Source organism: Salinibacterium sp. ZJ450 (genome assembly GCF_011751885.2).
Lineage (GTDB): Bacteria > Actinomycetota > Actinomycetes > Actinomycetales > Microbacteriaceae > Ruicaihuangia.
In genome coordinates, this window is sequence record NZ_CP061771.1 from 968,569 (window position 1) to 989,359 (window position 20,791).

Annotated in this window: 22 protein-coding genes; 13 read left to right on the forward strand and 9 right to left on the reverse strand. The window is 64.8% G+C overall.

Annotation, left to right across the window (positions count from 1 at the left end):
- Positions 1-66 precede the first annotated feature (66 nt).
- The gene (locus HCT51_RS04645) at positions 67-477 is read left to right on the forward strand and encodes an ester cyclase (RefSeq protein ID WP_166870792.1); all 411 of its coding nucleotides are present in this window, start codon (positions 67-69) and stop codon (positions 475-477) included.
- Here HCT51_RS04645 and HCT51_RS04650 read toward each other — a convergent pair.
- From HCT51_RS04650 to HCT51_RS04670, 5 genes are read right to left on the reverse strand one after another with little or no spacing between them, the layout of a single operon-like run.
- The gene (locus HCT51_RS04650; protein ID WP_166870794.1) at positions 474-2,156 is read right to left on the reverse strand and encodes a glycoside hydrolase family 66 protein; all 1,683 of its coding nucleotides are present in this window, start codon (positions 2,154-2,156) and stop codon (positions 474-476) included. The two genes, HCT51_RS04645 and HCT51_RS04650, sit on opposite strands and share 4 nt — an antisense overlap.
- The gene (locus tag HCT51_RS04655) at positions 2,150-3,244 is read right to left on the reverse strand and encodes a glycoside hydrolase family 15 protein (RefSeq protein ID WP_166870796.1); all 1,095 of its coding nucleotides are present in this window, start codon (positions 3,242-3,244) and stop codon (positions 2,150-2,152) included. The genes HCT51_RS04650 and HCT51_RS04655 overlap by 7 nt, the downstream gene beginning before the upstream one ends.
- On the reverse strand, positions 3,244-4,086 hold the full coding sequence (locus HCT51_RS04660; RefSeq protein ID WP_166870798.1) for a carbohydrate ABC transporter permease: 843 nt from the start codon (positions 4,084-4,086) through the stop codon (positions 3,244-3,246). Before HCT51_RS04660 ends, HCT51_RS04655 begins: the two co-directional genes overlap by 1 nt.
- 1 nt (position 4,087) lies before the next feature.
- Entirely contained in the window at positions 4,088-5,056 is a 969-nt protein-coding gene (locus HCT51_RS04665) for a carbohydrate ABC transporter permease (RefSeq protein ID WP_224760668.1), read from the reverse strand.
- Positions 5,057-5,111: 55 nt separating this feature from the next.
- Complete coding sequence (locus HCT51_RS04670; RefSeq protein WP_191413767.1) at positions 5,112-6,413, reverse strand: extracellular solute-binding protein; 1,302 nt, start codon at positions 6,411-6,413, stop codon at positions 5,112-5,114.
- A 333-nt stretch (positions 6,414-6,746) separates the two neighbouring features.
- Here HCT51_RS04670 and HCT51_RS04675 point away from each other — a divergent pair, with 333 nt between their 5' ends.
- Complete coding sequence (locus tag HCT51_RS04675; protein WP_224760669.1) at positions 6,747-7,730, forward strand: ROK family protein; 984 nt, start codon at positions 6,747-6,749, stop codon at positions 7,728-7,730.
- Positions 7,731-7,749: 19 nt separating this feature from the next.
- Here HCT51_RS04675 and HCT51_RS04680 read toward each other — a convergent pair whose 3' ends face one another.
- The gene (locus tag HCT51_RS04680) at positions 7,750-8,769 is read right to left on the reverse strand and encodes an isopenicillin N synthase family dioxygenase (RefSeq protein ID WP_166870804.1); all 1,020 of its coding nucleotides are present in this window, start codon (positions 8,767-8,769) and stop codon (positions 7,750-7,752) included.
- A gap of 19 nt (positions 8,770-8,788) precedes the next feature.
- Positions 8,789-9,658: a DUF429 domain-containing protein gene (locus tag HCT51_RS04685; RefSeq protein WP_166870806.1), complete on the reverse strand. Its 870-nt coding sequence runs from the start codon at positions 9,656-9,658 to the stop codon at positions 8,789-8,791.
- Positions 9,659-9,731: 73 nt separating this feature from the next.
- Between HCT51_RS04685 and HCT51_RS04690 the strand changes: the two genes are divergently transcribed.
- From HCT51_RS04690 to HCT51_RS04705, 4 genes are all read left to right on the forward strand, one after another.
- Entirely contained in the window at positions 9,732-10,292 is a 561-nt protein-coding gene (locus HCT51_RS04690) for a dihydrofolate reductase family protein (RefSeq protein WP_166870808.1), read from the forward strand.
- 219 nt (positions 10,293-10,511) lie between these two features.
- Positions 10,512-11,888 carry an NAD(P)-binding domain-containing protein gene (locus tag HCT51_RS04695; RefSeq protein ID WP_166870810.1) on the forward strand — a complete coding sequence of 459 codons (1,377 nt, stop codon included), beginning with the start codon at positions 10,512-10,514 and terminating at the stop codon, positions 11,886-11,888.
- Positions 11,889-12,000: 112 nt separating this feature from the next.
- Positions 12,001-12,486, forward strand: a complete 486-nt coding sequence (locus HCT51_RS04700) for a DUF2975 domain-containing protein (protein WP_166870811.1) — start codon at positions 12,001-12,003, stop codon at positions 12,484-12,486.
- On the forward strand, positions 12,486-12,704 hold the full coding sequence (locus tag HCT51_RS04705; protein ID WP_166870813.1) for a helix-turn-helix domain-containing protein: 219 nt from the start codon (positions 12,486-12,488) through the stop codon (positions 12,702-12,704). The genes HCT51_RS04700 and HCT51_RS04705 overlap by 1 nt, the downstream gene beginning before the upstream one ends.
- Here the strand turns inward: HCT51_RS04705 and HCT51_RS04710 are convergent.
- On the reverse strand, positions 12,619-13,530 hold the full coding sequence (locus tag HCT51_RS04710) for a class I SAM-dependent methyltransferase (RefSeq protein ID WP_166870815.1): 912 nt from the start codon (positions 13,528-13,530) through the stop codon (positions 12,619-12,621). The genes HCT51_RS04705 and HCT51_RS04710 overlap by 86 nt on opposite strands.
- Before the next feature lie 255 nt (positions 13,531-13,785).
- On the opposite strand from HCT51_RS04710, the gene HCT51_RS18675 reads away from it, so the two are divergent.
- From HCT51_RS18675 to HCT51_RS04740, 6 genes are all read left to right on the forward strand, one after another.
- The gene (locus HCT51_RS18675) at positions 13,786-14,124 is read left to right on the forward strand and encodes a hypothetical protein (RefSeq protein WP_304610880.1); all 339 of its coding nucleotides are present in this window, start codon (positions 13,786-13,788) and stop codon (positions 14,122-14,124) included.
- A gap of 209 nt (positions 14,125-14,333) precedes the next feature.
- A complete protein-coding gene (locus tag HCT51_RS04720) occupies positions 14,334-15,434 on the forward strand; it encodes an ABC transporter substrate-binding protein (RefSeq protein WP_224760670.1) in 1,101 nt (366 codons plus the stop codon).
- A gap of 8 nt (positions 15,435-15,442) precedes the next feature.
- Positions 15,443-16,294, forward strand: a complete 852-nt coding sequence (locus HCT51_RS04725; protein ID WP_166870819.1) for an ABC transporter ATP-binding protein — start codon at positions 15,443-15,445, stop codon at positions 16,292-16,294.
- Entirely contained in the window at positions 16,287-17,159 is an 873-nt protein-coding gene (locus tag HCT51_RS04730) for an ABC transporter permease (protein WP_166870820.1), read from the forward strand. Before HCT51_RS04725 ends, HCT51_RS04730 begins: the two co-directional genes overlap by 8 nt.
- 119 nt (positions 17,160-17,278) lie before the next feature.
- Positions 17,279-18,643, forward strand: coding sequence for an NtaA/DmoA family FMN-dependent monooxygenase (locus HCT51_RS04735; protein WP_166870822.1), 1,365 nt, complete (start codon positions 17,279-17,281; stop codon positions 18,641-18,643).
- Between the two features lie 9 nt (positions 18,644-18,652).
- A complete protein-coding gene (locus HCT51_RS04740; RefSeq protein ID WP_224760671.1) occupies positions 18,653-19,528 on the forward strand; it encodes a ribokinase in 876 nt (291 codons plus the stop codon).
- Between the two features lie 16 nt (positions 19,529-19,544).
- Here the strand turns inward: HCT51_RS04740 and HCT51_RS04745 are convergent, their stop codons facing one another.
- A complete protein-coding gene (locus HCT51_RS04745; RefSeq protein ID WP_166870824.1) occupies positions 19,545-20,147 on the reverse strand; it encodes a PadR family transcriptional regulator in 603 nt (200 codons plus the stop codon).
- Positions 20,148-20,277: 130 nt separating this feature from the next.
- Between HCT51_RS04745 and HCT51_RS04750 the strand changes: the two genes are divergently transcribed.
- Positions 20,278-20,784 (forward strand): flavin reductase family protein, encoded by a 507-nt coding sequence (locus HCT51_RS04750; RefSeq protein WP_166870826.1) that lies wholly within the window; start codon positions 20,278-20,280, stop codon positions 20,782-20,784.
- Positions 20,785-20,791 lie beyond the last annotated feature (7 nt).

Below are 20,791 nucleotides of genomic sequence, written 5' to 3' on the forward strand. Positions count from 1 at the left end.
GCTGCCCGGCGGGAAACTGACGGCATGACACACATCGCCAACACAACGAGTGCAAAGGAGCCTGACATGACCGACACGAAGGCGGTGGCGAAGCGCTTCTACGACATCATGAGCGACTGGTCGCCCAGCAAGCTCGACGCGATCTGTTCACCGACCCTGCGCGGACACGCCGGCGCGGGCGCCGACCTGGATGAGCTGAAGCAGTCCATCTCGGGATTTGTCGACGCCTTTTCCGACTTTCACGCGACGGTGAAGTACCTCGTCGGCGAAGGCGACCTTGTTAGCGCTTGGGTCACCTACGAAGGCACGCACACCGGCACGTTCGCGGGAGTGCCCGGCAGCGGGCGGCCGATCAAGATCGCGGGATGGGACCTGCTGCGAGTCGAGCACGACCGCATCGTGGAGATCACCCAGTACTGCGACGTGTTCACCCTGATGAACCAGATCGGGGCGTTGCCTACGGCGGCCCCGGCTTAGCTACCGTCGATCGGAATCAACACAATGCCCCATTCCGCAAGCGGCGGCAGTTCGAACACAACGCTCGACTGGCCAGCTGACAGCGCGTCATGCTGACGTCCGGCCCCCATACCCGTCGGCGTGAGTTGAATCATCTCAGGCGACTCTGGCGCTGCGAACCAGACGCTTGAGCCCGGGTTGATCGGCGCGATTTTGACGACGATCGGGTCGCCGTGGCCGATGACGCTGGTCTCGCTCTTGCCTGCATCCCACCTGGTTTCGCTCTGCGAAACCAGGTTGATCAGGTGCACCACGAGCCCGTGTGGGGTGCGCACGACGCGCGTCCATACTGCACCGGCCTCTGCCTTCGTCGAGAAACGGGTCGACCCGTGTTCGAAAACGACGTCCTCGTTGATCCCACCGGTGAAGAACTCGGTGACGTCCGCGTGCTCGGGGCCATAAAACAGGTCACCGTAGCGCACCTGGAAGTCGTACCAGGTCGCGAAGAAGTCCAGGCTCCCCGCGGCCAGCGGGTGATTGTCGGGGTAGTACGGGTGAACCAGCGCGTTGCCGTCTTCGCCGAGCAGTAGGTGGCTCGCGCCGTGCGACCATGCAGTCGCCATTACCAGCGCCGCCGCAGCGTTTGCCCGCACCTCACCATCTCGATAGCACGAGAGATAGGCCGAGAGGATCGGCGGGTGCTCCGGTCGATGTGCTCTGGCGGACAGCGCCAGGCCGGCCAAGTCCTGGAGCGTCGAGTGCGGCTCCCAGACTTCTATGTAGGTGGCATCCTGACCAGTGCCAGCCGTCGCATAGGTGGGGAAGTCGTTCACGTTATTGAACATGAATGGGGTGTCCGGCAGGCGCTCGCGGATCGCATTGAGCAGGGTGACGAAGGATGCTGCTAAATCAACGGATGCGCCGTCCGACCGTCGCGCAAATTTCGGCCAACCGTACTGGTCGAGGTGGAAACCCTCGATCTTTGACTCTCGTACCACTCGCTCGAGTTCGGCGAGGTAGTGCTCGAGCCATGCGGGCTCGCTGGGGTCGACGAGCACAAGGAAGTTCTCGCCGAGGCGATACGGCTCGCCGTCAGAGCGTGTGAGGATCGACCCTTGCCAATTTTCGACCTCCGACGCGCCGATCGCGTAGACGGCTGAGTAGCCGAGCGGCGATGTTCCGCCGTCCGACAGGGCCTGCGACATCCGGTTCACGACCGAGATTTCACGCTCCTGCCCGAGTGGGTCGAGGTAGTGCTCGCTCGGTGGCATGAGGGTCGAGTGCCGGTACGCCCAGTCGTAGAGCTGGGCGATGTTGAGATGCATGCGTCGGAAGTTCCGAGCCACGGCGTCGATGTCGACATCGCTAGTGAGTCGCACGACGAATCCGTAGCGCGGCCGGGCGAACGGCGTCGCGAGCACGTCGAACGCGGTCGCGCCTCCGGTACCGTCCGCTGCTGCGAAGCGCACCCCGTAACCGCCGCACTCGAACTGCCCGAGCGACGCGGACGTCGCGCCGGCATCGACCAGAACAGTCCGCAGCACATGGTGCAGCTGAGTGACGTGGAGTTCGCCGTCCGAGGCCAGGGGCGTCCCGAAGTCGATGGTGACTTCCTCACCGGGGGAGTAGCCCGCCCGGTCTGGCATGAGCAGGGCAGTGCTGACTGCGACAGTGCTGTTGACCACAGTGCTGTCTACCACTGTGTTGCCTCGGCGTCCGACTCCATCAGGATGAACTTCGCGTGCGACCAGAGCAGTGGGTCGGCGACCGGGCCCCAGCGGTCGATCCACGGTTCAACGAACCCGGCGTCTTGCGGCTCATCCATGATCTGCTCGGCGAGCTCGCCGCCGGTCGAAGCCTGCCGCACCACCCAGTCGCGGGCACGCGCGTGGCCCTCGTCGTTGCCGGCGAGTCGGTCATGCCAGCCTAGCCAGGCGGTCAGCAGCAACCAGGGGTTGCCGCCATAGTAGGTGTCGCCGTCATACCGGCGGATCCCACCCGTCGGCGATGCGAGTTCGTTCCGGATGCGCTCGATCGTCGCAGTCATGACCGGCTCGTCGGCATCCACGAGGCCGAATGGTGTGGCGATCGAGATCAGGCTGGCGTCCACGCGTGAATCCTCCGGTCCTTTCACGAACGCACCGTCGGCGACGCACTTGGCGCGCATGAATGCAACAATCTCGTCCGCGACTCGATCGTGCGCGGGCTCATCGAGCAGGCGGCTCGCCGCGCGAAGCCCTGCGGCGATGGCCGCGAGTGTCGAGGTGTGACGGCGGTCGCCGAACTCCTCCCAGTAATCGAAGCAGGGCAGTCGCCAGGCCGAGCTCAGGTAGCGCGCGGTGAGCTCCACCGCGCGATGGTATGCCGTCGCCGGCGCGCCCTGAAGGTGCGAGTGCAGCGCGAACATCCAAGTTCCGTAGCCGTCGAGCTGAAAGTTCGGCCACGCCTCCCCGGCAACCAGTTCTGGCTCGCCGTCGAGGGTGTAGCGCGTTGGGAGCATGTCCTCAGGGCGCAGCGGCTCGCCCGCCTCGAGGCGGACGAGGATTGCCTCGATCCGCGCGGCCTGGCTCTCGATCACGGTGGCTGCCCAGCGGTGGAACGTCTCGGCCGAGTCGGCCCGGCCGCCGGCATCCATTGCCAGTGCCACGTACGCGCCATCTCGAAGCCACGCGAAGTGGTACTCGGTAAAGTTCGGGCTGGCGATGTACGCGCCCGATGCGGACTGGCCGCCCTCGATTACGCGCAGGCCGGCGGTCAAGACCTCGCGGGTTGTCAGTGTGGTGGTCATTAGCTCTTGAGCGCTCCAGAGGTTAGGCCAGCAACGAAGTAGCGCTGGAACACGATGTAGACGATGAGAACGGGAATGATGGCGATCAGCGACGCGGCGAAGACAAGCCCCCAACTCGTGGAGTGCTGACCCTGGAACAGTGCGATCGCGATGGGCAAGGTGCGCACCTCGACGTCGTTGAGCACGGTGAGCGCCCAGGCGAACTCGTCCCACGTGCCGAGGAAAGCGAAGATCACGCAGGTCGCTAGGGCCGGCTTTGACAGGGGGAGTGCAAGGTGCCAGTAGCGCCGCCAGGGGCCGGCGCCGTCGATCAGCATGGCCTCATCGAGTTCCTTGGGGATCGACTCGAAGAAGCCCGCGAGCAAGAACGTGTTGAAGCCGAGCGCTGTACCGACATAGAACGGCACCAGGCCGGGCAGCGAGTTGAGCAGGTTCAGGTCCCGAGCCAGGAGGAACTGCGGGATGATCAGCATCATCGTCGGGATCGTCAGACCGACGATGATCAGAGTGAACAGGATGCGCTTTCCAGGGAACCGCAGACGGCTGAAGGCGTACGCCATCATCGACGACAACAGCACGATGAGCACAGTGCTCGCCACCGCAACGACGGCGGAGTTGAGGAAGTACCGTGCGAAGTTTTCGACCCCGAAGACCGCCGCGTAGTTCTCCAGCGTCGGGTCTTCCGGAATCAGCTGCAGCGGATCGCCGAGCACCAGGGAGCGCGTCTTGAACGACGTCGAAAGCATGTACAGGAATGGATAGACGAGAATGAACGCGGCGAAGGCCAGCAGCGCATATCGGATCGCATGGCTGAGGTTTCGGCGTCGACGCGAGGTGATCATGTCAGCTCCTCAGGCTTCGTCGGGTCCACCAGTACTGCAGCACTGAGACGATGAGCACCAGCGCGGTCAGCGAGAACGAGACGGCACTGCCGTAGCCGAAATCGAGGAACTTGAACGCCTGGTCGTACATGTAGGTGAGGGGGACTTGGGTCTCGTTGCCGGGGCCGCCGCCGGTCATCAGCAGCACCGAGATGAACACGTTGAAGCCACCGATGACCAGGAGGATCAACACTGTGGCGAGCGCACCGCGGATGGCGGGCAGTGAGACGTAACGGAATTGCCCTATGGCACCGGCGCCGTCAATCGCCGCCGCTTCATGCAACTCCTTCGGAACCGCAGTCAGCGCGGCTAAGAAGATGATCATCGACCAGCCGATACCCTTCCAGACGCCGAGTGCGGAGATCGCGATCATCCCGGTCCATCGGTCCTGGAACCAGCTCACGTTCTCGCCGGCGACCCCGAGCAGATCGACCACCACGAAGTTGGCGAGGCCGTCGCCCGAAGAGAAGATGTAACGGAACAGCAGCGAAACGACGACCCAACTGGTGACCACGGGCAGGTAGAAGAGCACCCGGAACGCCACCCGTCCGGGCAGCTTGCTGTCGAGCAGTACCGCGAGGAACAGTCCGATGATGATCTGCAGCGGCACCGTCACCAGCGTGTAGGCCCCTGCGTTCACCAGCGAGTTCAGGAACACCGGGTCGGCGAACGCTCGTGCGTAGTTGTCGAGGCCGACCCACGGGCTGTCGGCGCCCGGCGTGATGCTCCAGTCGCGCAGGCTGAGCAGCATGGTCTGCACGGCGGGGTAGAGCATGATCAGCGCGTAAAGCGCAAAGCCTGGAAGCACGAATCCATATGCCGCGAGGACCTCGCGCCGCCCTCCGCCGGCGGCGGGCAGGGCTCGCCGCCGGCGGATGACCGGACTAGTCGCGACCGGTTGTGGCGGCGCGATGGTTGGTGTCGTGGTCACATCTTTACTTCCTGCTTGGAGGTACAGGTGGTGTAGTTAGAGCCTTGCTGGGCGTCTACTTGTACTGCGCAAGCAGCGCATCGGCCTCGACCGCAACGGCGTCGAGCGCGTCCTTCACCGTCTTGTCACCGCTGACCGCGGCGCGGATCTCGTCCTGCAAGATGGCGTCGATCTTGCTCCATGCAGGAGTCACCGGACGGGGCTTCGCGGTGGCGAGCTGTTCCACGAATGGCGTGTAGTACTCGTTCACGTCTGCGAGCTTGTCGCCCAGACTCTTCAGCACCGACATCTGGCCGACCTCGGCCATCGCGAGTTGCGATTCCTCGGACAGCAGGTATCGCAGGAACTCGGCGGCGGCCGCCTTATTCTCCGACGATTGCGTCAGCACGATGTCCTCGCCGCCGACCACCGAGATGCTTCCGCCAGCGCCAGCCGGCACCTGGGCTGCCTGCAACTCGAAGTCAGGGTACTGGCTAGCGAAGATTGGGTACATCCACGGCCCGTCGAGGATTGCGGAGTACGCTCCCTGCGCCAACCCGTCGCTTGTGGCTAGACCGCCGGTGTCACCCAGGAGGATGTCAGGTAGGTATCCCTGCTCGTACAGATCGACCAGCGTTTGCACCCCCTCGATCGACTCTGGGCTGTTGATGTAGCCGCTGGCCTTCGTCACGTCGTCGTTGACGATGTCGCCGCCTGCGCTCCAGATCCAGGGCAGCACGTTCCAGCCGCTCGCGCCATTGTCTGCGAACGCGAACGCACCGGAGTCCTTGAGCGCCGGCGCGGCATCGAGCAACTCGTCAACCGTCGTGGGCACCTCGACCCCCGCCGCCTCGAGCGCGTCGCTGTTGTACAGCAGCACCCGGGTGTTCGTGTCGAGCGGGAGCCCGAAGTAGGCGTCCTTCCACTTGTTCGTGGCGAGGCTTCCGGGGTAGGTGTTGTCGGCGATTTCCTGGAAGTCGGGCATTTCTTCGCTCAGGGGAACGAGCACGCCAAGCTCGGCGAGTTCGGGTACCCAGCCGATGTCCGCCCGCACCAGGTCCGGAAGCTGGTCGCCGGCAACCGCCGTGATGAGCTTCTGGTGCAGGTCGTCGTACGGCACCGGAACGGACTTCACGTCGACCTCAGGGAATTTATCCTCGAACGCCGGAATGATGACGTCATCCAGGGTTGCAACTTCGGGGGAGTCCGCGCTGTAGGCGTGCCAGAACGTAACGGTGCCCGAGATGTCCGTCGCACCCGGCTCGCCGATAGCGGACACCGCCGTGTCCGTCGCGTTGTCGCTCGCGCATCCGCTGAGAGCGAGGGCACTGGCCGCGACAGCTGCGGCCGTCACCATGTACATGTTTTTCACGTTCATGCCTTCCAATCGAACTTCGTTGTCCGGCATGCGTGCATGCATGCCCTCTGGTGCTGGGATTAGTTTTACGGCAAAAATAAATGGGTGTCAATAGTGGGCATACGGGGGTCAAAGGGCCATACTTGTTTTAGTAACAAAAGTAATGCCTAGGGCAGAGGAGGACCCGCGATGGTGTTGAATGCCCCGTCTTGGACGCCGAGTCCGGGCCCCACGCGTGATGTCGCGCTGGAGGTGCTGCTCAATGGGCCGATCTCACGCAGTGAGATAGCGCGTCGGCTCGATTTGTCGCCCGGATCTCTGACACGTCTGGCCACTCCGCTGATTGAATCGGGGATGCTCGTCGAAACCGGTGAGCGCAGTGACGGTCGGGCCGGTCGACCATCGCGGCTGATCGACGTCGTTCCGGAGTCGCACTACTTCATTGGCATGAAGGTCACGGGCGGGGAAGTGCTCGGCGTGGCGACCGATCTTCGCGCGAATGTCCTCGCCACCTCCTCGTTGCGGCTGTCTGCTAGAGACCCGCAGACTGTGGCCGACGCCATCGTGGAACTCACCGATTTGCTCAGCCGTGACGTGCCTTCGGTCACTGCTGTCGGTATCGGCATCGGCGGTCGCGTTGGTGATCGCGGCATCGTGCGCAGCGCACCGTTCCTCGACTGGACCGACGTTGATCTCGGCGCAATGCTCGAGCAGCGGCTCGGAATGCCGACCGTTATCGAGAACGACTTGACCGCATTTACGGCGTACGAGAACTGGTTCGGCGCCGGACGAGACGCGGATCGGTTCGCTGTGCTGACGCTCGGCGCCGGTGTTGGTTACGGCCTGGTTGTCGGCGGCGAGGTGGTCGTGAACGATGACTCGGGCATCGGTCTGGTCGGCCATTGGCCACTCGATCCGTTCGGGCCAGTATGTACCTCCGGCCATCGTGGCTGCGCGCAGAGCGTGCTCACCCAGTCGGCGATTGTGCACGGTGTGTCGACAGCGCTGGGCAGGTCCGTCGACTACGACGAAGCTCTCGGCCTAGCCGAGGCTGGCGAGCCGGCCGCCCGACGCGTCGTCGACGACGCCGGTCGGGGTCTCGGCAAACTGCTTGCCGCCATCGCAAACCTCACGCTCCCCGAACTCATGATCGTCGGGGGCGAAGGGGTGCGACTGGTGAAATCCGCGGACGCTGCTCTGCGCGAGAGCCTGGCAGAGTACCGCGACCCCCGGGCAAGCGCGCTCGAGATCGTGACGACCAGCGGCGACGACCGGGAGTGGTGTCGCGGTGCTGCGGTCGTTGCGATTCAAACGTACGTGCTCGGGCGTCTTCGCTGACGCGAGAGCGGCTGCTCGATCAGCCGGCAGCGCCCAGCAAATCCGCGTGGTGGATCTCGGCAACGTTCGGATGCGCCCGCAGGCGGTACCGCAGCGCATTGTCCCCGTAGGTGTCGAGGATCGGGCTGTTCGTCGGGTCGACGGAGAGCCCGCGAGCCGCAGCGGCCAGCTCCGGGCTGAGTTCGAGCCGCGGCATCACGGTGTCGAGCGCCGGGTTGAAGAAGAACGGCACCGAGATGCGGTCGGTACCGATCGGCGGCGAGAAGACCTTGTGCAGCGTGGCCTTGAGGTAGCCGCCGGTGGCCAGCTCGAGCATCTCACCGATGTTCACGACGAACGCCCCGGGAATCGACGGCGCATCGATCCACTCGCCCTCGTACTCGACCTGCAGACCTTCCTTGCCCGGCTCCACGAGCAGCAGCGTCAGCACGCCACCATCCCGGTGCGCACCGACGCCCTGCTTGCGCTCCTCCGCCCCGGACTCACCCGGGTACCGCACGATCTTGGTCAGCGCGAACGGCTTGTCGGCAAACGCCTCATCGAAGGCATCCTCCGGCGCGCCGAGCGCCAGCGCCCACATCCGCAACAGTCGCAGCGAGACCCGGCTGAGTTCATCGTTCCAGCGCTCGGCGACCTCACGCAGCTCCGGCAGTGCCTCGGGCCACAGGTTCGGGCCTTCGAGCCGCCAATAGTCGGCGGTTTCGGATGTCGGTTCGACGGCATCCCGTTCGGGTCCGATATCGATCTGCTCGCGCCAGTCGACGTCACCGTGGGTGAGTTCGCCGCCGACCCGGGTGTACCCGCGGAACTGCGGGCTGTATATGTTCTCGAGCTTGAGCTTCTCGTCGGTGGGCAGGTCGAAGAACCGGCGCGAGAGAGCGAGCAGGTCGTCGATGAGCTGATGGTCGACACCATGGCCGACGAGATAGAAGAACCCGACCTCGTGGGTCGCGCGCAGCAGATCGGCGCGGAACGCGGCTGCTTCGTCAGCGCCGGCGTCCAGTCGGGAGAAGTCGAGGATCGGGAGGGATGAGCTCATACGTCAATGCTGGCATGCGTCACGGATGCTCCTGGACATGTGACAACCGAGGCCGCGCATGCACGGGCATTCCGCCCTTCCGTTGCTCTGGCCGCGCAGGAGCGATGATCACCGGCACGCGACCCTGAGCGTCGGGCAGGTCGTCTCCACCGAGAACCTGACACCGTTCGAAACGGTACTCCGCCCAGAGCGCAGCGGTCCACGCGCAGAGCGCCGCGTCGAGCAGGTCCTCGCGGTGTTTGTATGGGATGTCGAGCAGCGGCGACGGCTCGTCGAGCAGTTGCGCGGTGACCGGGTGGGAGCGCAGATCGAGGGGCGGCCGCGCATCGGTGAGCCGCGACATCCGTCTCAGGAGTTCGTCGCATTCGGCTGCGCGGAAGGCGCGCTTCGCTGCCATGTCCGAGAGCGCCGGGTTGAACCGTTTGTACCGCGGCCGTTCGATGTCGTAACCCAGCTCGGCGGCGCCGACCAGCGTGGTGTAGGGGTAGCACTCGAAGAACTGCACGACGTCGGCGCGAGGCGGTTGTGACCCGTCGGTGTAGGCCCATCCGGCCAGCTCCAGGCGTTGCCGCAGCGTGACGCCGCCCAGCCACGGTCGGCCGAGATTGGACGGATTCGCGTACACCTGCCAGCGTCCGTAGCGCTGCGCAACCTCACGTTCGCACTCGCGGATGCCGGTTGGATTCGCCACCACCAGCGGTGCGTCGATCGCGACAACGTCGCCGGGGGAGGCGGTGCGCAGCAGCCACCCCGCCACCGTGTCGATGCCGCGAGCCCATCCGGCGTCGAGGACGGTTCCGGATGCGGCGAGGCAAACCAGCCCGGACTCTTTGGCAGCCCTGGCCACGGTGCCCTCGCCCCAAGCCAGGTCGACGCCGATGTAGTTCACAAAGACACGGTAATGCTGGCCATGCGCGCCCAACCGTGCTCAACTGGTCCCCACTGCGCAGGGAGGAGCCGCCGTGGGCCGCTTGAACTACACAGGCATCGTCTCGCTCGACGGCTACATCAACGATGCGGCGGGCAACTTCGACTGGGCCGCGCCCGACGAGGAGGTGCACGCCTTCATCAACGACCTCGAGCGTTCCGCAGGAACGTACCTCTACGGGCGGCGAATGTACGAGGTGATGAAGTTCTGGCAAACCGTGCCGGAGCAGCCGGACGAGTCCGCTGTGATGATCGATTTCGCCGAGGTCTGGCGCGCCGCTGAGAAGATCGTCTTCTCGACCTCGCTCGAAGCGGTCGATACCCCGCGAACCCGGATCGAGCGGACTTTCGACCCGTATGCCGTCGCCCGGCTGAAGGCGGACCAGGAGCGTGACCTCTCGATCGGCGGGGCGACGCTCGCCGCGACAGCGATCGCGGCCGGCCTCGTCGACGAGTTCCACCTGTTCCTGACTCCGGTCATCGTCGGGGGTGGCACGCCGTTCTTTCCCGACGGGGTCAAAGCAGGCCTCCGGCTCGAGGACGAACGCCGCTTCGCCAGCGGGATCGTCTACCTGCGGTACACCTCCCAGGTTTAAGCCGACGATCCCCAGACCGGCCGACTCAAAATCCGCTCATGCTAGGTTGAAGAGGTGCCGCCGCTTATATCACGCGGCATTCCTCTCTAGCAATAGTGCCGCGAACGTCTTTCTGCGGCTGGCTGGAGACGATTTCTACCCCGCCACCGCGTCGGCGACCAATCGCCACTGCCATGGATGGACGGATGAACTCAGGCTGAAAAGGCGGAAAGGTACTATTTGCGCAAGCGCATCGCGATCATCGGAGCTGGACCCAGCGGAATGGCCCAGCTGCGGGCCTTCGAATCGGCACAGAAGGCGGGTCGCGAGATCCCCGACATCGTGTGCTTTGAGAAGCAGGATGATTGGGGCGGCCAGTGGAACTACAACTGGCGCACCGGCACCGACCAGCACGGTGAACCCGTGCACTCGAGCATGTACCGAAACCTCTGGTCGAACGGGCCGAAGGAAGCACTGGAGTTCGCCGAGTACACCTTCGATGACCACTTCGGCCGCGCGATCTCGTCCTATCCTCCTCGCGCGGTGCTCTGGGACTACATCGATGGCCGCGCCCGCAAGAGCGACGTGAAGAAGTTCGTGCGCTTCGCCACGGCAGTGCGCTGGGTCGAGTTCCACGAGGACACCCAGACCTTCACCGTGACCGTCGAGAACCTTGCGACCAAGACCACGTACTCCGAGGAGTTCGACCACGTCATCGTGGGCTCCGGCCACTTCACCGTTCCCAACGTGCCGACCTTCGCCGGAATCGAGACCTTCACCGGCAGTCTGCGTCACGCGCACGACTTCCGGGGCGCTGAAGCCCTTGCCGGCAAGGACGTTCTCCTCGTCGGTGCCAGCTACTCGGCTGAGGACATCGGCGTGCAGGCGCACAAAATGGGCGCCCGCTCGGTGACCATCAGCTACCGCTCGCGGCCGATGGGATTCGACTGGCCCGAGGGCATGTCCGAGGTGCCGCTCGTCGACCATTTCGACGGTTCGGTCGTGCACTTCATCGACGGAACGAGCAAACGGTTCGACGCCGTGGTGCTCTGCACGGGGTACCTCCACCATTACCCGTTCCTCCCGTCCGATCTCGCACTGGACTCCCGCAACACCCTGTACCCCGACACGCTTTACCGTGGCGTCGTTCGCGAGAACAACGACAGGCTGTTCTTCCTCGGTGCCCAGGACCAGTGGTTCACCTTCAACATGTTCGACGCGCAGGCCTGGTACGTGCGCGACCTGATTCTCGGCGACGCGGTTGTTCCGGATGTCGCAGAGCAGCGCCGCAGCATGGACGAGTGGCTGGAACGCCTGGCTTCCCTCGACGGCGCCGAGGACGAGGTGCGGTTCCAGGCGGACTACATCAAGGACCTCATCACCGCCACGGATTACCCGATGTTCGACCTCGAAGAGGTCTCGAGGATCTTCCTGGCCTGGAAGCACGATAAGCAGCGCGACATCCTCACCTACCGCGACCGGGTGTATCCCTCCGTGATGACCGGCACCATGGCAGCCGTGCACCACACGCCGTGGCTGAAGGAACTCGACGACAGCCCTGAGCGGTACCACTCCCGGCCAGAGGATGCGGCTAAGGGCACCCGCCGCGCCGCCTGATCGGCCGACTCCGAGGACGGGTACGGAGTACCCGCCTCGGAGTCCCATCGAGCAACTTGTGATATCTACCGTTTATCGATATCTTTCTATCGATACGGAAGAAGGCACCATCATGGGAAAGCTCACCATCCTCGCGCTGCGCATCGTGATCGCGCTTGCGCTGATCGGGTCACTCGCCGTGCAGATCGTCATGATGCCGCTGGTCTGGGTGGATCTGGAAGGCACTGAGGATCGCATCCGGGTGCTGCTCATCGGCATCCTCGTCCTCGGCATCCTGACCATGCAAGTCAGTGCCCTTTGCGTGTGGCGGCTTCTGACGATGGTGCGACGAGGTTCGGTGTTCACCCGTGCTGCATTCCGGTACGTCGATATCATCATCGGGGCGATCGCGGCGGCGTCCCTCCTCACGTTCCTGCTCGCAGTCCTGTTGGCGCCTGGCGACGCGGCGCCCGGCATCGTCGGACTCATCTGCGGCGCGGCGCTGGTCGTCGCCGGCGTGGCTCTGATCGTCTTGGTGCTGCGGATGCTGCTGGCCCAGGCGGTCGCGAGGGAGATCGAGGCGCAGCAGCTGCGGTCCGAGCTGAACGAGGTGATCTGATGCCCATCGTCGTCGACATCGACGTGATGCTCGCTCGGCGCAAAATGGCCGTCGGAACCCTCGCCGAGCGGGTCGGCGTCACGCCCGCGAACATCGCGGTGCTCAAGAACGGGCGCGCCAAGGCGGTGCGTTTCACCACGCTGGAGGCGCTGTGCGAGGTGCTCCAGTGTCAGCCCGGTGACCTGCTGCGCTGGGAGCCCGAGAGCGAGGAGTCCTAGCTGCCCTGCGAGCCGTCACGAGCAAGTACTCCCACTCGAGTTCGCCCGACCCTCGGTCGAACCGTCGCGCGAGCTCAACCAGGTCCTGATCGAGCGCGGCGACCCGTTCCGGGTCATCCGCGATGTTGCGGTAGGTCGCGATCGTCGGGCCGTAGCGCAGCTTGAAGTAGTCGCGAAACGCCTCAGCCGAGTCGAACATCGTCACCGGCAGCGCCTTGCGTTTCGCGGTGAACTCAGTCACCCGGTCTCCGAGCAGAGCCCGAACATGCGCCTCGTCGCCCCAGCGTGGCGGAGGTGTGGAACCGGGAGGAGGCGGGGGCGAATACGGCTTCATGGTGGCGAACATCTGCCCGATGAAGCCCTCGGGCGTCCAATTGATCAGCCCGATCATGCCGCCCGGTCGACAGACTCTGGTCAGTTCGCTCGCACTGGCCTCGTGGTGTGGGGCGAACATGATCCCGAGGGTGGAAATCACGGTGTCGAACTCGCCGTCGGCAAATGGCAAAGCCTCGGCGTCGGCCTGCACCCAGTCGAGCTGGAGGCCGAGTTCTTCGGCGTGGCGCCCGCCGATTTCCAGGAGTTCGGGAGTGAGGTCGCTGGCCACGACGCTGGCTCCGGCTTGTGCGGCGGCAATAGCGGCATTCCCCGATCCGGCAGCGATGTCGAGTACTCGTTGGCCGGGACCTATGCCGCAGGCCTCGACGATCGCGGTGCCCAGCCCGGGCAGAAGGTCAGACGCGAGCATGGGGTAATCGCCGAGGGCCCACATTGCACGGTGTCTCGCTTTCAGCGCCTTGTCAGCATCGGTGCCGGTGGCATCGGTCATCGTGTTTCCCTTCGTTCAAGCGGGGCCTGTGCTGCCCTGCTGGATTCCCCGCTTTTCAGCGTGCGCCGGAACGGGAACCGATACAAGGCGTCGAACCGCAGCACCACCGGAAGGCGGCCGAAGGCTAGGCCTCCGCCACGCCGGCGGTCCGGCGCTCGACGACGTCGCGGCCGAGTTAGGAATCAGGGCTATGAGGTCGAGCAGGGCACGCTGGACGGCGGGACCGGCGTCGATGAACCGGTGCTGCGGGTGGCGATGGATTCGTACCGCCCGTTCCACTACCAGGTCGCGGTCGTCGAGGCGCCGGTTCCGATGTTCAGTGGCCGGATGTCGCGGGAGACCGACGTCTACTTCCGTCTCGAGGTATTCACGCAGACCGGCTCGGGCGGCTATGACCTGATGGGCCTCACCAAGCAGCAGGTGATCGATGACGTGCTCGACCGCTACGAGGCGCACCTCGCGTTCCTCACCTACTCGTCGGCAACCGATACCGCATCGGTGCTGACGCCGCCGATGCCGCATGCGACGGGGCCGCAGCCCGTGCTGCCTAAGGACGCGGACGATGCGCAGGATGTCGGCGGCAGACGCGACTGATCCGCGAGAGGCAGCGGATCGTTCGGCAAAGATGACTCCGCCGGTGCGCCCGCGGAGGGGGCACGTCGGATGTCGCATCCAGCATGCCCTTCGCGCCTACAGGCTTCACGAGTAATCCGACTATTCAAGTTTGTACACTCAAGCTTGAATATGTTACGTTGAGCGCGTTATCCAATGACGGATACGGCCCGAGGAAGGATTTACATCCCGTGACTGCTTTTCTTGAAAAGGGCGCTCGACGCCGAGGATTCTATCTGGCCGGGGCTCTGGCCGCTGCGCTGACACTCAGTGCGTGCGCTACGACAGCTCCAGCCGCGAATCCTCCCGGCGGGGCATCCGCGAGTGAGGATTGCGAGCGCAACCGCGACGCTGGCACCATCACCTACATTTCGGGGTACGGCTACTCGGCCAGCGCCGGCCAACTCGATGTATTCCTCGCGAAAGAGATGGGCTTCTTCGACGAGCTGTGCCTCGACGTCGAGATCAACGCATCCGGAGCCAACGGGCAGCAGCTCGTCTCATCCGGGCAGGCGCAGTTCACCGCTCTGGGCTCGGCCTCGGACGTGATGCTCGCCGCCGCCAACAGCCAGAACCTGACCGCGATCGCCACCTACGGCAGCGTCTCGCCGTTCTCGATCTTCGCGAACGAGAACGTCAAGAGTCTGAAGGACCTCGAGGGCAAGAAGCTCGGATACTTCATTAACCTCACGCCGATCGCGTCGGCGATGCTGGATGCCGCGGGCGTTGACGTCTCCAAGGTTGAACTCATCAAGATGACCAACTACGACCCGACCGTGGTCACCCGCGGACAGGTCGACGCAATCGTCGGCTACGCCTCGAACCAACCGCAAACGCTGAAGGCGATGAACCTGCCGTTCAACGAATTCCTGCCCGAGGAACTCGACGTGCAGGGCACCTACAACGTGATGGAGGTGAACACCGAATTCCTCACCGAAAACCGTGAGGTCGTCGCCGACTTCATGCGCGCGAGCCTGAAAGCGCTCGAGTACTGCCTCGAGAACGACGACGAGTGCATCGACATGATCAGCAAGCTCGCTGAGGACAATGGGCAGGGCTCCGCTTTCCCGCGCGAGCAGCTCGAACGCACCTGGAGTGTCGAGTCCACCTGGGTGGTGAGCAACCCCGAACTGTCTCCCGGTGTCCAGACGGCCGCGCAGTGGGAACACGAGTATGAACTCGTCAAGCGCTACGGCGATGTCAAGGACCTGCCCGCGGTGAACGAGATGATGGACACCAAGCTCGTCGCCAGCCTGTACAAGGATGGCGCGCTCATCTGGCCCGGGGAATGAGACGTTCCATGCTCACGCACAGCGAGGACCGCCGGGGAGAGTCGACCCGACTCTCCCCGGCGGGAACGCCGGTCGCCGACGGCGGCGTCCAGATCAGTGGTGTCACCAAGAGTTACGGCCCCGAGGGGGCGCGCACCGTCGTGCTCGACAATGTCGACCTCTCCATTCGTATGGGGGAGTTCGTCTCGGTCATCGGGCCGAGCGGATGCGGCAAATCCACGCTTCTGAAGGTGGTCGCCGGACTCATCGAAGCGGATGCCGGCACCGTCACCGTCGACGGAAGCTCGCTCAGTACCGCCGCCCAGAACAAGATGGTCGGCCTCGTTCCGCAGTCGCCCGCACTGCTGCCGTGGCGGACCGTGCTCGACAACGTGAGACTGCCCATCTCGGTGAACCGCCAGGCCAACCACGGGAAAGCGCTCCGCGATCCGAAGGAGATCCTGGAGAAGTTCGGCTTGGGCCACGCCATCGACAAGTATCCGTCCCAGCTCTCCGGCGGAATGCAGCAGCGGGTGGCCATCGCGCGGGCCTTCGTCTTCGACCCGAGCGTTCTGCTGATGGATGAACCGTTCTCCGCGCTCGATGAGATGAACCGGGACCAGCAGCGACTAGGTCTGCTTGATTTCTGGCAGTCCAACCAGAAGGCCGTGCTCTTCGTGACCCACTCTGTTCCCGAGGCGATCATGCTCTCGGATCGGATCGTGGTGATGGCGGCGCACCCGGGACGGGTGGCCGAGGTCATCGATGTGAACCTTCCCCGCCCGCGGGACGCCGACGTGTACGCCACCGACGAATTCCGCGATCTAGAGGGAACCGTGAGGGCCACCCTGCGAAGCGTGATGGAGATGAAGCATGCCTGACACCCAAACAGCGAACGGCGAGACAGCCCGCGAGGGCATCGTCGCGCTCGCAACCGCCCCGCCAGTTCTGGGCAAGCCCCGTGAGTCACGACAGTCGTCGCGTCGGTTCGGCTGGGGCATATGGCTGCCGCCGGCAATCACCTTCGTGATCGTCGGTCTGCTCTGGCAGGTCGTCGCGATCGCAAACCCCTACGTCATCCCCACGATTGACGCCATTATCGCCAGTCTGCTCGACGACCCCCTGATGTACTGGACCAACATGCTGGTCACGCTGCAGGAGGTGCTCATCGGCGCCACCGCCGGCATCCTCGTGGGCTTCCTGATCGCGGTGGTGATGGCGGAGTTCGAGATCATGGAGCGGGCCGTGATGCCCCTGTTCGTCGTGATCATGGTGACTCCAATCGTGGCGATCGCACCCGCCCTCGTCGTCGCATTCGGGTTCGGCATGATGCCCAAGTACATCGTCACGGCGCTTGTCGTGTTCTTCCCGATGCTGGTCAACTCCCTGGCCGGCCTTCGGGACGTCGATGGACGGGCCCTCGACGTGCTGCGCACCGTGCACGCCAGCCGGTGGGAGATCTTCCGCCACCTCCGGTTACCCGGAAGCATGCCGTTTGTCTTCGCAGGCCTGCGCGTCGCACTGCCGCTCGCCATCGTCGGCGCCGCCGTCGCCGAGTTCGTCGCCGCCGGGCAGCAGGCCGGCCTCGGCTCCCTCGTGACCATCGCGGCCGCGCAAGCCAACCTGCCGGTCACGTGGGCAAGCATCGTTCTGCTCTGCGTGCTGGGGGTGCTGCTGGTCTCACTGCTCGCGCTGGTTCGCAAGCGCGTGCTCTGGTGGAGCAACGGCGAGACCGTCGCCAGATAGCTGACACGACGGCACGCTCCGTCACTTTTTGAATGCTCGCGACGCGGGCGTTGTTACCCCTACATAGGGCTCTCGCGCACCATGCTGCGCTACTGCTTTCCCACAAGAAGGGCAATATAATGAGAAAACTCCGGTTTGGACTGTTTGAGAACGTTCAGGCAAACGACTCCGGCACCGCGACCTGGCGGCACCCCGCCAACAAGCGCGACCACTTCGATTCGCTGGACTATTGGAAGCAGATCGCGCAGATCTGCGAAGACGCACGCCTGGACTTCGTGTTCCTCGCCGACGCGTGGGGCTGGTCGGAAGTGAACGGGGAGCGGCCCGACATCAGCACGATCGAGAGCCTCGACCTTCCTCGCCTCGACCCCGCGATTGTCGCCGCCGCGATGGTGGCAGAGACCGACCGGCTGGGAGTGGTCATCACCGGCTCGACCCTGCTCGAGCAGCCGTATGCGTTCGCGCGCAGGATGGCGACCCTCGACCACATCTCGGGCGGACGCGTGGGCTGGAATGTGGTCACCACGGGTACCGCAGAGACCGCAGCGGGCGCCTTCGGCATCCCGATGGTCGCCCATGATGAGCGTTACGACATGGCTGACGACTTCATGGAGCTCGTCTACAAACTCTGGGAAGGCAGCTGGGAGCCGGACGCCCTCGAGCGGGACAAGACCGGTCGGTTCGCCGACCCGGCCAAGGTGCACCGGATCGACCACGAGGGCCCCTACTTCCGCTCGCGCGGGTACGGCAACTCCTCCTACTCGCCGCAAGGCACCCCGGTGCTCTTCCAAGCGGGTTCCTCCGATCGAGGCGTGCAGTTCGGCGGCAAACACGGGGAGGCCATATTCCTGGGTGGTTCGTCCGTGACGAAGATGGCCGAGAAGGTGAGGTCGATCCGTGCCGAGGCGCTGGCGGCGGGGCGCGCGCCGGAATCCATCAAGATCATGGCGGCGCTGCCGACCGTCGTGGCGCCGACGCGCGAGGAGGCCCAGGCGAAGTTCCAGTCGATCCTCGACGCGCAGAACCCTGAGGTCGCCGTCGCCTCGTACGCCATGTTCACCGGCCTCGACCTTTCGTCCTACGACCCGGCCACGCCGATGACCGATCTGCACACCGAGCTTTCGCAGACGCAGGTGGCTCGCTTCGCCGGACTGACGGTCGGCGACGTCCTCGCCGATTGGCACGCCCAGGGAGTGCGCGGCAAGCCGATCGTCGGCTCGCCGGACGAGGTCGCGGACGCGCTCTGCGAACTCGCCGAGGGTGCAGATCTGGATGGCTACCTGATCACGCCACTCGTCCAGCCCGGCTCGACCATCGACTTTGTCGAGCTGGTGCTGCCGATTCTGCGCGAGCGTGGGGTGGCGGCATCCGATTACGACGCCCCCACCCTGCGGCAGCGCCTGATCGGCTCCGATACGGCGACGCTGGGCGATGACCACCCGGCCGCGGCATACCGGGCGTCGCGCCGGATGCTTTCGCAGTAGGGCACGGACATGTCGATGGGTGTGGTGTGCGTTGTCGGGAGCGTCAACCTCGACCTGATGGTGCGCGTCGAACGCTCGCCCGGCATCGGTGAGACCGTGCTGGGCGAGCAGGTCGCTCGACTGCCCGGTGGCAAAGGGTTCAACCAGGCGGTTGCGGCCGCCAGGTCGGGTGCTCCCACCCGGTTCTGCGGAGCGGTCGGGGACGATGCGGATGGCAGGTTCCTGCGCGAGGCGTTGGTGAATGCGGGTCTGGATGATGCGTTCCTCGGCGTGAATGCCGAGAAGCCGACCGGCCTGGCGCACGTCGCCATGCTGCCGGAGTCCGGCAACTCGATCATCGTGTCGCAGGGTGCGAATGCATCGTTGACTCCGGATGCCGCTACCGCTGCCGTCGCGGGAGCGCGGGTTGTCCTAGTACAGCTCGAGATCCCTACGGCGACGGCCGCCGCAGCGCTCTCGCGCGGCCGTCAGATCGGAGCGACGACAATTCTCAACGCCGCCCCGACGCAGGCTTTCGAGCCGTCGCTGCTTGCCGACGTCGACATCCTGGTGGTGAACGATTCCGAGGAGGCCGACCTGGGCGGTCTTGACGCGCTGCTCCACGCCGGCGCCCGGTCTGTGCTCGTGACGCTCGGCTCCCGGGGAGCTGTGTGGCAGAACCAAGAGGGAGAGCGCATTGAGGTTCCCGCCTTCGTGGTCGCCGCGGTCGATACGACGGGCGCGGGGGACGCGTTCTGCGGCGCTCTTGCGGCCGCACTTTCCGCCGACTTCGATATGGCGACCGCGTTGCGACGAGCGTCAGCGGCCGGAGCGATCGTCGCGACGGCGCTCGGTGCTCAGACGGAAACGCTTTCTCGCGAGGCGATCGAGGACCTCGCGGCATGAGGCTCGGCGCGCGCGGTCACTCCGCTGTAGCGGCGACTCTCGCTTCGCTGTCGGCTTCGCCGGCGAAGACGTAATCGCCTGCCACCAGGCGATCGTGCAGCTGCTGTGCCCACACCTGCTCACCGCGCAGGCGTCCGGAGGACAGCTCGAAAATCTCCCGGACGTACGCAGGTGTAGTCGGCGAGCGACGAACGTCCTCGATGTTGTAGTTGTTGCTCGCGAGCTTGGCGTCGATCTCCTTGACCCGGTGCTCGAGTGCCTCGAGAACCTCGTCGCGGCGAAGGGCGTACATGAACGAGGTCAACGCCATGACGGGCTTGATGTCGAAGGTCTCGACGTTCCAGAGCGCGCGGCGCAGCAGACGCAGGAACTCCACCTCGCCGGCCTGGGTCATCCGGTAGGTGGTCCGCTCGGGCCGTTTCCCCTCGGTTTCGGTGCTGGCCTCCTCGATGTAGCCATCCTTCTCGAGCGAGCGCAGCGCGTTATAGATCGACCCGGGCTGGATGTTCGCCCACTCGTCGACGTGCCACGTGAGGAGTTCGCGTCGCAGGAAGTAGCCGTGCACGGGCTGGAATTGGTGCACCGCACCGAGCACAACGAGACGGGTGGTGGTCGACATGGCTCAATCGTAGGGCAGCGGAATTCCGGTGCGACGGCACTTGCTGCACGGTCTTACAACGATTAGTCTAAAGCGTATTAGTCAAAGTTGATTACTGCCGAATCTTAGGCCGGTCAGAAGGAGTCACTACATGTCCGTCGAGACAACTACCCGGGACCGGTCGGATCTGCTCGCCCTGCGGAAGGCGTTCTCGCTCTTCCCGACGGGCGTTGTCGCTGTCTGTGCTCTGATCGATGGGGAGCCCGTCGGCATCGCGGTGAACTCATTCACGTCCGTTTCACTGGATCCGCCACTCGTGGGAATCAGCGTCGCCCGCACCTCGACGACCTGGCCGCGCTTGTCCGGCTCTGCGGGCCTGGGTCTCAGTGTGTTGGGAGCAGACCAGGGCCAACTGTGCCGGAGTCTCGCTTCAAAGAAGGACGATCGCTTCGGCGATGCGCCGCGGCACGTTACCGACGCCGGTGCGGTGTTCCTCGAGGGCGCGGCGCTCTGGCTCGAGTGCACGGTGCGCTCGGTCTTTGAGGGCGGTGACCATGAGGTCATCTTGCTTGAGGTGGTCAGCTCGGAGCTGTATCCCGATGTCGAACCGCTCGTCTTCCACCAGAGTCAGTTCCGAGCCCTTGAGGCGGCGATCTGACCGGTGG